This window comes from Marinobacter sp. 2_MG-2023 (assembly GCF_030546935.1).
GTDB lineage: Bacteria > Pseudomonadota > Gammaproteobacteria > Pseudomonadales > Oleiphilaceae > Marinobacter.
Window position 1 is genome coordinate 65,477 of sequence record NZ_JAUOPH010000001.1, and the last position, 14,071, is coordinate 79,547.

General features: G+C 53.7%; 13 protein-coding genes. 7 read left to right on the forward strand and 6 right to left on the reverse strand.

What is annotated here, in order from left to right; all coding sequences use genetic code 11:
• Nucleotides 1-3 precede the first annotated feature (3 nt).
• A complete protein-coding gene (locus tag Q4501_RS00345; RefSeq protein ID WP_303593211.1) occupies nt 4-972 on the forward strand; it encodes a GNAT family N-acetyltransferase in 969 nt (322 codons plus the stop codon).
• Here Q4501_RS00345 and Q4501_RS00350 read toward each other — a convergent pair.
• The gene (locus Q4501_RS00350) at nt 961-1,971 is read right to left on the reverse strand and encodes a LysR family transcriptional regulator (protein WP_303593212.1); all 1,011 of its coding nucleotides are present in this window, start codon (nt 1,969-1,971) and stop codon (nt 961-963) included. The genes Q4501_RS00345 and Q4501_RS00350 overlap by 12 nt on opposite strands.
• A gap of 244 nt (nt 1,972-2,215) precedes the next feature.
• On the opposite strand from Q4501_RS00350, the gene Q4501_RS00355 reads away from it, so the two are divergent.
• Together Q4501_RS00355 and Q4501_RS00360 are read left to right on the forward strand one after the other, a co-directional pair.
• Complete coding sequence (locus Q4501_RS00355; protein ID WP_303593213.1) at nt 2,216-2,989, forward strand: hypothetical protein; 774 nt, start codon at nt 2,216-2,218, stop codon at nt 2,987-2,989.
• A 53-nt stretch (nt 2,990-3,042) separates the two neighbouring features.
• Nucleotides 3,043-5,079 (forward strand): ATP-binding protein, encoded by a 2,037-nt coding sequence (locus tag Q4501_RS00360; protein WP_303593215.1) that lies wholly within the window; start codon nt 3,043-3,045, stop codon nt 5,077-5,079.
• On the opposite strand, the gene Q4501_RS00365 is transcribed toward Q4501_RS00360, so the two are convergent.
• Both Q4501_RS00365 and Q4501_RS00370 read right to left on the reverse strand, forming a co-directional pair.
• The gene (locus tag Q4501_RS00365; RefSeq protein ID WP_303593217.1) at nt 5,045-5,506 is read right to left on the reverse strand and encodes a MarR family winged helix-turn-helix transcriptional regulator; all 462 of its coding nucleotides are present in this window, start codon (nt 5,504-5,506) and stop codon (nt 5,045-5,047) included. The genes Q4501_RS00360 and Q4501_RS00365 overlap by 35 nt on opposite strands.
• A gap of 3 nt (nt 5,507-5,509) precedes the next feature.
• Entirely contained in the window at nt 5,510-6,001 is a 492-nt protein-coding gene (locus Q4501_RS00370; RefSeq protein WP_303593219.1) for a glutathione peroxidase, read from the reverse strand.
• A 271-nt stretch (nt 6,002-6,272) separates the two neighbouring features.
• Between Q4501_RS00370 and Q4501_RS00375 the strand changes: the two genes are divergently transcribed.
• From Q4501_RS00375 to htpX, 3 genes are all read left to right on the forward strand, one after another.
• Nucleotides 6,273-7,487, forward strand: a complete 1,215-nt coding sequence (locus tag Q4501_RS00375) for a pyridoxal phosphate-dependent aminotransferase (protein ID WP_303593221.1) — start codon at nt 6,273-6,275, stop codon at nt 7,485-7,487.
• 27 nt (nt 7,488-7,514) lie between these two features.
• On the forward strand, nt 7,515-7,985 hold the full coding sequence (locus tag Q4501_RS00380; protein ID WP_303593223.1) for a hypothetical protein: 471 nt from the start codon (nt 7,515-7,517) through the stop codon (nt 7,983-7,985).
• Nucleotides 7,986-8,074: 89 nt separating this feature from the next.
• Complete coding sequence (htpX, locus tag Q4501_RS00385) at nt 8,075-8,959, forward strand: protease HtpX (protein WP_303593225.1); 885 nt, start codon at nt 8,075-8,077, stop codon at nt 8,957-8,959.
• A gap of 3 nt (nt 8,960-8,962) precedes the next feature.
• Here htpX and pdxB read toward each other — a convergent pair whose 3' ends face one another.
• From pdxB to Q4501_RS00400, 3 genes are read right to left on the reverse strand one after another with little or no spacing between them, the layout of a single operon-like run.
• Nucleotides 8,963-10,117 carry a 4-phosphoerythronate dehydrogenase PdxB gene (gene pdxB / locus Q4501_RS00390; protein ID WP_303593226.1) on the reverse strand — a complete coding sequence of 385 codons (1,155 nt, stop codon included), beginning with the start codon at nt 10,115-10,117 and terminating at the stop codon, nt 8,963-8,965.
• 17 nt (nt 10,118-10,134) lie between these two features.
• Complete coding sequence (locus tag Q4501_RS00395) at nt 10,135-11,421, reverse strand: DEAD/DEAH box helicase (RefSeq protein ID WP_303593227.1); 1,287 nt, start codon at nt 11,419-11,421, stop codon at nt 10,135-10,137.
• A gap of 6 nt (nt 11,422-11,427) precedes the next feature.
• Entirely contained in the window at nt 11,428-12,009 is a 582-nt protein-coding gene (locus tag Q4501_RS00400; RefSeq protein ID WP_303593228.1) for an elongation factor P hydroxylase, read from the reverse strand.
• Nucleotides 12,010-12,185: 176 nt separating this feature from the next.
• Here Q4501_RS00400 and dsbD point away from each other — a divergent pair, with 176 nt between their 5' ends.
• On the forward strand, nt 12,186-14,060 hold the full coding sequence (gene dsbD, locus Q4501_RS00405; protein WP_303593229.1) for a protein-disulfide reductase DsbD: 1,875 nt from the start codon (nt 12,186-12,188) through the stop codon (nt 14,058-14,060).
• Nucleotides 14,061-14,071 lie beyond the last annotated feature (11 nt).

The following is a 14,071-nucleotide window of genomic DNA, read 5'->3' on the forward strand; positions in this document are numbered from 1 at the left end:
GCTATGACGGTCCGGATTCGAAAATACAGCTGGCAGCTTGCCCCGGGGCATATTCGGGATATCCGCCAGAAAGTGTTCGTTGAAGAGCAACGTGTTCCACCTGAGCTTGAATGGGACGATACAGACGAAATTGCTGATCATTTTCTCGCAGTTATGCCAGACAATACGCCGGCTGGCGTAGCGCGGCTGTTCTCAACACTGAGCGAAACCGGCCACGTCGGGCGCATGGCCATACTGCCGGAATTCCGGGGACGGGGAATTGGTGAAGCCCTGCTCCAGCACCTGATAGCTGAATCTGCCGGGCAGTATCAGGAACTGAAACTTTCTGCCCAACAACATGCGGTCCCTTTCTACCAGCGCGCAGGGTTCCACATATGCTCAGAGGCCTATGATGACGCAGGCATACCTCACCTGGATATGCGCTGCCTTGCTCCCGCACTTATTGCACAGCAACCTGGTGGCAATAGACCCCGCCCAATGCTACTCGGCACCGACACCCAGCCCTGGCTGTTCGACAGTGAAAACAGCATGCTCGAACTCATGGACTCCATGGTTGGCCAGGCTGGCCAGCGCCTATGGCTCTATGATCGCGTGCTGGACCATGATCGTTACGACCGCTACAGATTCAGGGAGCTGATATCCAGCCTGGCACGGCGCCACAGGCTTAGCGAGGTTCGCTTGCTCATCCATGATGACCAGCCTCTGATCAAACGTCGCCACCAATTGGTGGAACTGATGCGCCGCTTACCCAGCCGTATAGAGCTAAGGCTGGTCAATGGTGACTATCCCCATGAAGACCAGCCGTTCCTCATCGCAGACAGGGAAGGTGTTGTCTATCGACATGACTTCACTACCCCATCCGGGTTTGCCGGGTTTTCCGACAGCGGGCGCGTCAAGCTGCTGGCGGAAAACTTCCAGCGCATGTGGGACGCCGGGCGCCAATCCCTTGAGCTGCGCGAACTACCGCTCTGACGGATGCTTCAACGGGGCGCTTTCAGGTTCGAAGCGAGCCCCGAAAGGTGCAAATTCTTCATCCACCTCTTCCGCAACGTCTGAAATCAACCGGCGTAGCCACTGATGGTCAGCGTTGTGCTGTAACAAAGGGCTCCAGGCCATTTTAAGCTCGAAAGGCGGGATATCGAAGGGCGGGATCTTTACTACCAGGTTAGTGTTATCTTTTTGCAGCCAGGCCGCCCGGGATGGAAGCGTAGCTATCAGGTCGTGCTGCTCCGCCAGCAACATAGCCGACTGATAATGCCGGGTAAACACCGAGATCTGCCGCTTGCTTCCCATTTTCGACAAAGCTTCATCAACCCAACCCAGGCGTTGAACGTCTTTCGGATTTACCCCTACACCGACACCAAATCCGGTTTTACTAACCCAGATATGGCTGGCATCAAGGTAAGTATCCAGTGTGAAAGGCTCCTTCAGTATTGGATTTCGGGCATTCATCAGACAGGCGAAATATTCGGTCCAGAGCGTTTTTTGGTGAAACGATTGGGGAATCTTGTCGAACCGGTTGATCGCCATATCAAGGCGCCCTTGCTCAACATCCAGAAAACTCACATCGCTCGGAGTCAGTACATCCAGCGTGACGTGTGGCGCCTCCTGGCGAATCCGCCTCAAAACCCTGGGCATAAGACAGGATTCAGCATAATCACTGGCCATGATACGAAATACCCGTTGGCTCTCCAGTGCTGCAAACGGCGTCTTCTCCTGCACTGCTTGCTCAATATCCGAGAGGATACCTCTGACCATGGGCTGCAGTTCACGCGCTCGTTCTGTTGCTGTCATGCCCTCGCTCGTGCGCACCAGTAAAGGGTCACTGAACAGGTCCCGCAAACGTCGCAAACTATTACTCATGGCGGGCTGGGTAATGCCAAGATGGTTTGCTGCTTTGGTGACATTGCGCTCCCTGAGCAACACGTCCAGGTACACAAGAAGGTTGAGGTCGATACGGGAGATATCCATGAACAACTCCAAAGCTGGCTAAAAGCAATCAGGCGGTCGCAACCCGAGCGCCCATTCACCAAAACAATATACAGAATAACATTGATTCACAAAATAAATATAATAAGCGGATCTTTCACATTTGATTTCAGCTTCAATGTCAAATTTCTGCTAACCTTTCTGACAGTTGCCGGATGTATCGGCATATCAGGTCGGAGCCCTGAACCAGGCATGACTCGCCTAAAAGCCGGAGCATTACCCAAACATGAATGCCATAACCATTGTCCTTGTCCTGTCGGCCATCGTTGTGATTTCGATCATCGTTCTTGTGATCAGTCAAATGCGCGAGAAAGCCAGGATCGAGCGTATTCGAAAAACAACGGCGCTTGAGGACAGCTACAAAAGATGCAACCGACTGCTCTCTGAGTTGCCAGGGCAATATCTCACATCAGATCTCAAGCTGTTACTGCTCAAGCGTATGGAAGATGTCTGCAATGAACTTGCGGCGCTTAAATCCGGGCTTCCGACCGAGCAATGGCGCGAAGCGATAACACAGAGGAAAATCCTGATTAAGGAAAACCGGGATGAAGTACCGCCGGTAAGGATCGACTCTCCGGAAAAATCCGCATACGTCAAAGAGCTACTGCGAAATCTGTTCAAGATGATCGAAGCCATGCACAAAGGTGGCCGGATAGACGGTGCAACTGCCAAGAAAAATCTGAAGCATGTACTGTTTCTGGTCCATAAAACGCACGCAGACCTTCACGTTTTTCAGGCCCGCGACCAGATTCGCCAGAATCAGATACGAAAAGCCATACACTCCTACCATCTTGCCAGCACCGAAATGGGTAAGTCCCGGGACAACCCACTTGCCATGAGAGCCGTCAAGAGTTTCCGCACCCGGATAAAAGAACTGGAAGCGGCGAGCGCAGGTGGCGACGCCAGCGCATCCGTAGAACCCCAGTCAAACATGGACAAACAGTGGGACAGCTTTCTTCACGAGCAAGACTGGAAGAAAAAAGCCGACTACGACGACTGAATTCGTAAGTCCGGCAGATCATCAGCTACCCGCAAACAGGGACAGTAACACCAGTGACCAGAGGCTTCAGACACCGGCTTTCCTACCGGCTCACCCGCGACACCGTGCTGATCGCAATGCTTTTAGGGCTGGTGCTCAACGTCATACAGATCACCCTGGACTATTTTAGCGCCCGCGAATCCATGGAAGAAGACATCCAGGCGCTGATTGAAATCAGCCACAGTCCGGCCTCCCAGATTGCCTACAACATTGATGTACGCCTCGCTGAAGAGCTGCTCGACGGCCTTCTCCGGCACCCGGCCACCATCGACGCCAGAATTGTCGATAGTGAAAACAGCACTATGGCAGCGGCCAGCAAGAGCAGTCCGGATTCGCCCTATCGCTGGATCAGCGACAAACTGTTGGGCTCAAGCAGGGTCTTCAGCCGGGAACTTCGTGTCTCTCAGCTAAACAACCTACCTCTGGGTCAGCTTGTAGTGACGATTGACACTTTCCATTATGGCCTGCAGTTCCTGCAACGAGCGACTTACACTGTGGTGAGCGGGCTCTTGAAAAGCCTCATTCTTTCCGCTTCGCTACTGGGTATTTTCTACCTGATCCTTACCCGACCAATGCTCAGCGTTATAGGTGCATTGAACGAGGTCAAAGCCAGATCCCCGGAAAAAATCCGCTTGCCGATTCCTGCCGGCCATAAGCAGGACGAGATCGGCACAATGGTTGAGATCATCAATCAGCATCTCGAAACCGTAGATTTCACTCTGGCCCAACTCCGTGTAGCGGAAACGGCCATGAAAAACTACTCCAGCGAACTGGAGCATGAAGTCGAAAGTCGAACACGGGAAATATCGGAGAAAAACCAGGCTCTGCAACGGGGCAACCGGGCTCTGGTAAAAGCCAAAGAAGACGCCATGCGCAGAGCCAGGGCCCGGGCCAACTTTCTGGCCAGCATGAGCCACGAAATACGCACACCATTGAACGGCGTACTTGGCATGCTGGGGCTTATTCTGGAGAGCGAACAGGACTCCGCCAAGCGCCACCGCCTGCAGATCGCACTCTCTGCCGGTGAAAGCCTGCTCGGAATACTCAACGACATTCTGGACATCTCCAAAGTTGAGGCTGGAAAGCTCAAGCTGGAGAACATTCCCTTTGATATGCATGGGCTGATTGAAGAGTGCGCCATGCTGCATACCCAGCAAGCACGCAAGAAAGGAATCGATCTGATTGCAGAAACAGAACCGGGCTTTCCGCTTAGTTTTCTCGGCGACCCGACCCGTATTCGTCAGATACTGAACAACCTGCTGAGCAACTCCATCAAGTTTACCGATTCGGGGAGTGTGAGCATCAACGCTCGCTATTCAGCAGGTGTGCTGACCCTCGATGTGAGCGATACCGGCATAGGTATGAGCAAAGAAGGCCTTCGCCGTATATTTTCTCCTTTTACCCAGGCCGATACGCAAACCACACGGCTATACGGAGGCACCGGATTGGGCCTGACGCTGTGCCGCCAGCTCATTGAGCGTATGCATGGTGAAATAGATGTGGAGTCAAAGGAACACGAGGGAACCCGGTTCACCGTCACTCTGCCCTTGCCGGTCTACAGCAATTTGTCCACCGGAGGGTCTCAAGAGGATTTTCAACCGAACTACCTGCGGCTTTCCGGACTGGCTGAACTTCATGGCAGCACAGAAACATCAGCAGAACCACCCCAGCATTCGCTAAAAATACTGGTAGTCGAAGACAACGAAGTGAACCAGATGGTCGCAAGCACTTTGCTGAAGAAAATGGGGCATCGTGCTGACGTAGCCGATAACGGTCAGTTGGCGATTGAGGCTCTGGAGCAACAACACTACGATCTGGTGCTTATGGACTGCCAGATGCCGGTAATGGACGGCTTTGAAACAACGCGAGAGATTCGCAAAAAACCGGAGTGGCGTGCCCTGCCTGTGATAGCCGTTACCGCCAATGTAATGCAAGGCGACAGGGATGACTGTCTTGCCTGCGGGATGAACGACTATATTACAAAGCCATATAACCGTAGCCAACTGAACGCCGTCATTATGCGCTGGGCACCGCCTCCTGAGCCTCAATAGCCCTTAGTACTGCATTAAGCTCATCCCTCAGCGCCAGCAACCGTTCGGGCGCAACGTCCAGACCACAGAGTAGCTTCTGTGGCACCTGTGCAGCATGAGCCCTCAGGTCAACGCCCTGCCCGGTCAATGATATGGTCACCACACGTTCGTCATCGACACTGCGCTCCCTGAGGATAAGCCCTCGCAAAGCCAGGCGTTTCAGCAGAGGAGTAAGCGTACCCGAATCCAGCCGCAGGCGCGCTCCAAGGTCAGAAACCCGCGTTACCTGACCTGCTCGGGCTCGCTCCCAGAGAACAAGCATGACAAGGTACTGCGGGTAGGTCAGATCCAGCTCTGCAAGCAACGGGCGATACCGCGACGTAATCGCCCGGTTGGCGGCGTACAGACTGAAACAGATCTGGTTATCCAGTGCGAGGATGTCGTCCACAAGTCAGCTCACTAGCAGCTTTTCAATATCTGCCTTGATGCTTTCAGGCTTGGTCGTTGGTGGATACCGACGCACTACCGTGCCATCGCGTCCGATCAGGAATTTGGTGAAATTCCACTTTACCTTCTCTGACCCCATAAGCCCTTTCGCCTCTGCCTTCAGAAACTTGAACAGAGGATGCGCACTTTCTCCGTTGACATCGACCTTTGAGAACATAGGAAAATCCACGCCGTAGTTCAGACTGCAAAACTGGCTGATGGCATCCTCGTCAGCAGGGTCCTGATTCATGAACTGGTTACAGGGGAACCCCAGAACCTCAAAGCCTCGCTCCCCGAGCTCTGCATGCAACGACTGAAGACCCTCAAACTGAGGCGTAAAACCGCATTTGCTGGCTGTATTCACGACCAGCAGCACCTTGCCCTGATAGTCGGCCATCTTCTTCTCGTTGCCCTTGATGTCTCGAACCGTAAAATCATAAACCGAGTTACCAGCCACAGGCTTCTCCTAAAAAAGTTAAATACATGCCCGCAACAGGCAGGATTTTAAGCGCACACACTTAAATTGCGCACAACCTATTCAGAGAGTGTACACGACTATCGGCACATGCAATTGTTTTGTCGAGTATTAATTTATGGAATATAGAGCTACCTCGCCATAATTGATCACAATTCCTCTGTTGCCGTTGGCCCTGCCTCCGCTAGAATAGTGGTTTGCCTGAATCGCAGGCGCCTGTTTTACGTTTACCGACTGAGGAAGCCCGGGTCTTATGCAGAACTACTACAAATCCGCCAAGCTGGATAACGTGTGTTATGAAATACGTGGCGTAGTAATGCGAGAGGCGCGCCGCCTGGAAGAGGAAGGCCACCGGGTACTCAAGCTCAACATTGGAAACCCCGCCGTTTTTGACCTGAACGTTCCCGAAGAGATCCAGCAGGACGTCATATACAACATGCACCAGGCACAGGGATATGTTGAGTCAAAAGGGCTGTTTTCGGCCCGCAAGGCCGTTATGCACTACTGCCAGCAAAGAGGTATCGATAAAGTCGATATTGATGATATTTTTCTCGGCAACGGCGTCAGTGAGTTGATCGTGATGACCATGCAGGCCATGCTCAATACCGGGGACGAGGTTCTCATTCCTGCGCCGGACTACCCGCTCTGGACAGCAGCTGTCACGCTTTCGAGCGGCAAGCCCGTGCACTACCACTGCGATGAAGAACAGAACTGGTTTCCCGATATAGATGATATCCGTAAAAAGATAACCCGCCGTACCCGTGCCATTGTGCTGATCAACCCCAACAATCCCACGGGGGCCGTATACAGCCAGGAACTACTGGAACAGGTCATTGAACTGGCACGCAAGCACAACCTGATCGTGCTCTCTGACGAGATTTACGACAAGATTCTCTATGACGGCACACAGCACATCTCAACAGCCTCCCTGGCTGATGACGTTCTGTTCTTCACCTATAACGGGCTTTCCAAGAATTACCGTGCAGCCGGCTATCGTTCGGGCTGGATGATCGTTAGTGGCGCCAAACACCTGGCCACAGATCTGATTGAAGGTATCGACATGCTTTCAAACATGCGCCTGTGCGCAAACGTACCTGCGCAGCTCGCCATACAGACAGCCCTGGGCGGCTACCAGTCAATAGATGATCTGGTGGCACCCGGCGGCAGACTTTTCGAGCAGCGCGATACCGCCTGGCGAATGCTCAATGACATCCCGGGGGTAAGCTGCGTCAAGCCTCAGGGCGCCCTGTATCTATTTCCAAAGCTGGATCCGAAAAAGTTTCCGATTGCGAACGATGAAAAACTGGTCCTCGATCTCTTGCTTCAGGAGAAAATTCTGCTCGTTCAGGGCTCTGCCTTCAATGTGGACGATAAACAGCATCTGCGTGTTGTGTTCCTTCCGCGCAAGGACACGCTGGAAGATGCAATGGGTCGGCTAGGTAACTTCCTCTCCAAATACAGTCAATAAAGACAATGGCGGCAAAGGAAACTACACATGGCTGACATCCACGTTGAAGAGTTCTATAAAGACGCAGCCATAGCACTGACGCAGCTATATAGCGCCTTCCCCAGAAGGGTGAACCTGTTTGTAGAAGATATTGCAGGCCCCGATGAACCGGATGAATTCGGTTTACACAGCAAACGCCATATGGCCTGTTTTGGTGCTCTGTTATGGTTGGCCGAAGAAGGGTTTCTTCGCTACGTCGATACCATTCGCCAAGAAGCCCTCGACCAGGCCGTTCTCTCGAAAGAGGCGTTCATTCGTTTGAGCTCCCCGGCACCGGAGGCTCTCGTGGATGAGCTCAAAGGACCAGAAGACGACACAGAAACGCCGTTACCGCCTTCTTTGCGAGAGGATCTTTCCAGCCACATCCATTTGGTGCGTACGGCCTTGAAAAGTCGCCATTCTGTACGTATTGGCCACGCCCTGCGTGCGACACTCTTTGCAGACAGACCTAGCCATTAAATCACTGTAATATCGTTGAAGCGCTGAACCCGGACCCTATCTAGCTGTCTGAGACCCGGCTTTCATATCGAACATATCAGGAAAACACCATGCGCATTCTGTTATTTCTGGCTACCAACCTTGCGGTTATTCTTGTCGCCAGTTTTACCTTGAAGCTTCTGGGCGTAGACAGCTACCTCGCCCAGAATGGTATTCAATACGGCTCCCTATTGGCGTTTGCGGCTGTATTCGGTTTCGCAGGTGCCATTATTTCCCTGCTTATATCAAAACCTCTCGCCAAGTGGAGCACCAAAGCTCGCGTAATTGACACTCCCCGCACCCCTGCCGAACGCTGGCTAGTGCAAACTGTCGCGGAAATGTCGAAAAACGCAGGTATTGGGATGCCAGAGGTGGCCATATTCCCGGCAAGCCAATCCAACGCTTTTGCGACGGGATGGAACAAGAACAAAGCCCTGGTTGCCGTCAGTGAGGGGCTACTGCAAAGGTTCAGCAAAGAAGAGATCCGGGCAGTCCTGGGGCATGAAATCGGCCACGTTGCCAACGGAGACATGGTGACACTTGCATTGATTCAGGGAGTTGTGAATACCTTCGTGATCTTTGCATCACGGGTAATTGGCTCTTTCGTCGACCGAGTGGTATTCAAGAATAACAACGGCCACGGCATCGGTTTTTTCGTGGTCAGCATGGTGGCGGAAGTGGTACTGGGCATCCTCGCCAGCACCATCGTATTCTGGTTCTCCCGCAGGCGTGAATACCGCGCCGATATCGCTGGCGCCCAACTGGCAGGACGCGCCTCCATGATCAGCGCTCTCGTCCGCCTGAAACAGGAAAGCGAAGTACCGGATCAAATGCCCGATAGCCTACAGGCTTTTGGCATCAATCGGGGAGCACGCAGTGGTCTGGGCGCATTGTTCATGACGCACCCACCTCTTGACGAGAGAATTGCAGCACTGCAGCAAGCGAACCTTGCGTAGTTCTCAGATTTTCAACTTGAAGCCGATGGCACGGAAGCTGTCCTGCAAGGATTTGCTGGAACCTTTGAGCTGCACTTTCAGACTGGAACATTCCCGGCGAACCGGATAATCGCGCCGCAGACGGTCAAACTCGGCACCACGCTCATCTTCCGGCGCTTTCATGATGTGCCTCAGACGCGCATCGTCCTGTCGCGGGTCATAGCAGGCCCGTAACGCTATCCGGATAGCTGCACACTCTTCAGCCGCTCGGGTAAATGAAACTTTACTGAGGGCAGGCTCCGGCAGAAACTGGCCTGCCTGCTTACGCGTCGGCAGCCCAAGAAACCTGCTCATCGCCTGATATATCATTTCCGTTCCCTGAACCTTGCCCTCAAGGCTATAGCCCGCGATATGAGGCGTAGCCAGCCATACTTTGTCTACCAATTCCGGGTTTATCTGCGGCTCATTTTCCCAGACATCGAGAGCCAGCACAGGAGCCTTGGCCTGCCCCAGCCTTTCGCACAGTGCCCCAGTGTCGATAACTTCACCTCGCCCGGCATTGATCAACAATTGTGCAGACGTGAGTCCGGCAAGCTCCTGTTCACCAATCATATGGTACGTGGGATGAGCAGAGTCACGGGTCAGAGGGGTATGCACTGAAACCACATCACACGCGAGCGCCTCAGCGAGATCGACAAAGGAATGCTCACCTTCCGGTTCACGTTCAGCGCGTGGAGGATCACAGAGCTTGATGCTGAAACCGAGTCGGTTGAGCTTGTCTGCCAACTCACCACCCACATTCCCGACCCCGACAATACCTACCGAGAGCCGCGACCAGTCTTCCAGACCACAACGCTCTGCATAAAGAGACAAAACTGAAAGCACGTATTCGGCAACGCTGTTGGCATTGCAACCAGGAGCCGCTGAAAAACGGATGCCATTTTGCTCAAGCCAGTCCAGATCAACATGGTCAGTTCCGATCGTCGTGGTTCCGACAAAGCGCACAGCACTGCCTTCAAGTAGTGCCCGGTTCACGCGGGTGACAGAGCGCACCAAAAGCATATCGGCGTCGCGGACGTCCTCAGCGCTCATGGTCCGGCCAGAGACACGACGAACGTCACCGATATCACCAAAAAAAGCTTCTAGCAGCGGAATATTCTCATCTGCGACGATCAACATAGTAAATTCCCGTCGAATCAGTTCCTGCGTGGCCTGGGGCTGCGTCCACCAGGCCCTCGTCCGCCCTGCCCCTGAGAGGGGCGGCGGCCGCGCTTACGGGTAATCGGCGGATTATCCATTTCGGCCATCAACTCTTCTTCCGGAACGGTTGTTTTGAGCTTCTGGCCGATGTACTTCTCAATAGCCGGAAGGCCAAATGAATCGTCCTCGCCCGCAAAGCTGACAGATACACCGGTTTTTCCTGCCCTGCCCGTACGCCCTATGCGATGTACATAATCTTCAGCACTATCTGGCAGGTTATAATTAAAAACGTGGGTAACGCCATCCACATGAATACCACGCCCGGCAACATCCGTAGCCACTAGCACCTGTATACTGCCTGCTTTGAACTGATCCAGGGTTTTCAGGCGTTTGGCCTGGGCGATCTCACCAGACATCAGGGCTACTTTAACGCCCTGATTGCGCAGATCCTCTTCAAGATCTCGGCATTGATCCCTTCGATTGGCGAATACCAATGCCTTTTCTACTTCCGGCCGTTTAAGATAATTCACCAGCACAGGTAGTTTCTCGTCGTCACCCACCATGTAAACCGTTTGTTCAACCCGCTCAGCCGTTTTCTGCTCCGGCTCGATTTCCACAAACTCGGCGTTACTCGTCCACATGGATGCGAGATTCAGAACGTCCTGGTTGAACGTCGCGCTGAACAGCAACGTCTGACGCTCATCCTTCGGGGTGCATTTACGGATAATGCGCTTCACATCAGGGATGAACCCCATATCGAGCATCCGGTCCGCTTCATCAAGGATCAGGATGTCGAGCTGGTCAAGAAACACATCCTGCGAACCAAGGAAGTCGATCAGTCGGCCAGGGGTGGCAACAAGAATATCCACAATGCCGTTGTGCAGTTGCTCGCGTTGCTTATCGTAGTGCATGCCACCAACAACCGTGACTACTTTGTGACCGGTATGCTTGCACAGAGCCTCGGCGTCTTTGGCGATCTGCATGGCAAGCTCTCGGGTCGGCGCCAGCGCAAGCACCCGGGGCTCAGAAGCAAAACGGTCGCTTTCGGGTATCGGCGTCTCCAGAAGGCTCTGAATAGCAGTAATGAGAAACGCTGCCGTTTTACCGGTCCCGGTCTGGGCCTGACCAATCAGGTCTTCACACGCCAGCGTCCAAGGCAGAGTTTCTGCCTGTATCGGTGTGCAGTATTCGAAACCTATGGCAGCAATGGCGTCCAGGAGGCGCTTGTCCAGATTCAGGTCGCTGAATCTCAGATCGCCGGTGTGCTTTGGGTCAGATGTCATGGAGTCTCAGTTTGCCTCGTAATGTTCTTTTGCGGAATAAAAAGGAACCACACGCCCCACATCATCATGCCAGGCAGCCTTGAAGGTATCACCGGTTCCATAAAACGATTTCAGCGTATCAAAAAAGGACTGCGCACGCTCAGGAAGACCTTTGATCAGATAGTCTTCTGCCTGAGCAAGCACTTCACGCCGGAAGCTGCTTTCATCAGCCGCACCTTCTCCGGACAGATTATCCACGCTGATGTGAAAGCACGAGCCTGCGGCTACTGAAAAAAGCCACTCGATAGCCTGTGGCTTTATCTCTACCTGCTCGAAATATCGCTGCTCCGTGGGTGTCCGGCCGTCCGGACAGTACCAGTAACCATAATCGTGAAGTGTGCGCCTGTGCTCACCTGCAATACACCAATGACTTATTTCATGCAAAGCACTGGCATAATAGCCATGAGCAAAAACAACCTGCGCCAGTTCTGTGGCACTGCCTGCAGGCAAGTATTCGGGTTCTTCGCCGCCCCTGACCAGAGTTGTCCGGAAATCTTCCCGGAACAGGTCATTAAACAGCATGATAAGATCGTTTGTACTGTGATTCATTGGGAAGCTATTGTGCGACTTTAACGCGCCTATTGCCAGAGGGAACTTTCGCTGGGCTACCGTGTCCACTGGCTTCCTGAACATGACCGGACAGACCGCTTGCCCAATATCGCCGTCTGTTCTTTTCGACAAGACCAAACCGGGAAACCGTGCATTCCATGAGAGCTCTACCCACCATGTCCAGCAGTATCCACCGTCTCTCGCGACCATTCAGCCTTTACCTTCTACTGGTACTTCTGCTTGCAGCGGCAAATACATCCTGGGCTTTTGGCAACAACAGCTCCCTTTTCGGTGGACAGGGCAGTCAGTTTCTCCCGGTAGATGAGGCTCTGCCATTCAGCCACACCACCGACGGCAATGCTGTTGTACTGTCCTGGGACATAACACCCGAGCACTATCTTTATCAGGATCGTATCAGCATCAAAGCGCTGGATGATCGCGTCGGTACTGGCGCTATGGAGTTCTCAAGCCAGGGAACCGAAACTGAAGACGATTATTTTGGCAAAACCACCGTTTTCTTTGACCCTGTCACAGCCAGGGTTCCGGTAACGCTGCCTGACAATATTCGCGAAGCCCGGTTCGAAGTCACATACCAGGGCTGCGCCAAAGCGGGCCTCTGCTACCCGCCCCAAACCCGCGAAGTACTCTTTTACCAGAGCCAGGATTCCGGCACTGGCTCGCAGCAAACGGAGCAGAGCAACACTGCGCCCCAAACAGACACCAACTCTGCAACCGGGCTTGCAGGCTTTCTTTCAGAGCAGTCGACCTTAATGATTGCCGGTGTTTTCTTCCTGCTGGGCCTGGGGCTGACGTTCACACCCTGCGTCCTGCCGATGGTGCCGATCATTTCATCACTGGTGTCCGGGCAGAACACGCGAACAACCGGGCATGCCCTGTTACTTTCAGGCAGCTATGTACTGGGAATGGCTCTGACCTATGCAGGAGCCGGCGTACTGACCGGACTTCTCGGCGCGAGCTTCAATCTGCAGGCTCAACTTCAGTCACCCTGGGTACTCGGCGTTTTCGCGTTAATGTTTGTGGTGTTCGCACTGTCCATGTTCGACCTGTTCGAAATTCAGCTCCCTCGCTTTATCAGCCAGCCTCTGAATGACGCAAGCCAACGACTAACCGGCGGCCGGGTTGTCAGCATTTTCGGCATTGGTGCCCTCTCCGCGCTGATCGTATCGCCCTGCGTATCAGCACCGCTTGCTGGCAGCCTGCTTTATATCTCCACAACGCAGGATGCCGTGATTGGCGGCATTGCGCTTTTATCTCTTGGGCTCGGCATGGGCATCCCGCTTATTCTGGTGGCTGTAGGTGGGCGGACTCTTCTGCCAAAGACAGGGCACTGGATGACCACCGTCAAGCATTTCTATGGCGTTATGCTGATTGCCGTTGCCATCTGGTTGATTGAGCGCCTGGTTCCGGGCTGGCTGGGGCTGACACTCTGGGGCGGACTGCTAGCCATAACCGGCGTTCAACTGGGCGCCTTCGACGCAGCCAAGGCCGGCTGGGAACGTACCCGGAAAGGCCTCGGCCTGATCTTGTTTGCCTATGGTCTCGCCCTGCTGGCAGGGGCAATTGGTGGTGCCAATGACCCACTGGCCCCGCTGGACCCATTCATAGCCAAAACCGGCACGATCATGCCATCAGGCTCGGCTATCACATCCGACACCAGCCACGCTGATTTTACCCGGGTAGAAAATCCTGCCGAAATCGAGGCCATGTTGTTACAGGCCAGACAAGATGGCCGGCCAGTGGTACTTGACTTCTATGCTGACTGGTGCATTTCCTGCAAAGTCATGGAGCGCAACGTATTCAGTGATGCCAGTGTCGTTCGCGCGCTCAGCTCGTTCACACTGCTGCAGATTGATATGACAGACAACACGCCAGCCCAGCAGGCAATGCTGGATAGCATGGGGTTGTTCGGGCCACCAGCCATTCTGTTTTACGACACCACTGGTACAGAAATGACTCAACAGCGGGTTTTGGGAGAGATGGACAGGGATCAGTTCCTGAACCACATCAACGGCCTCAGCCCTGCCACCTGAGCACTTACGCC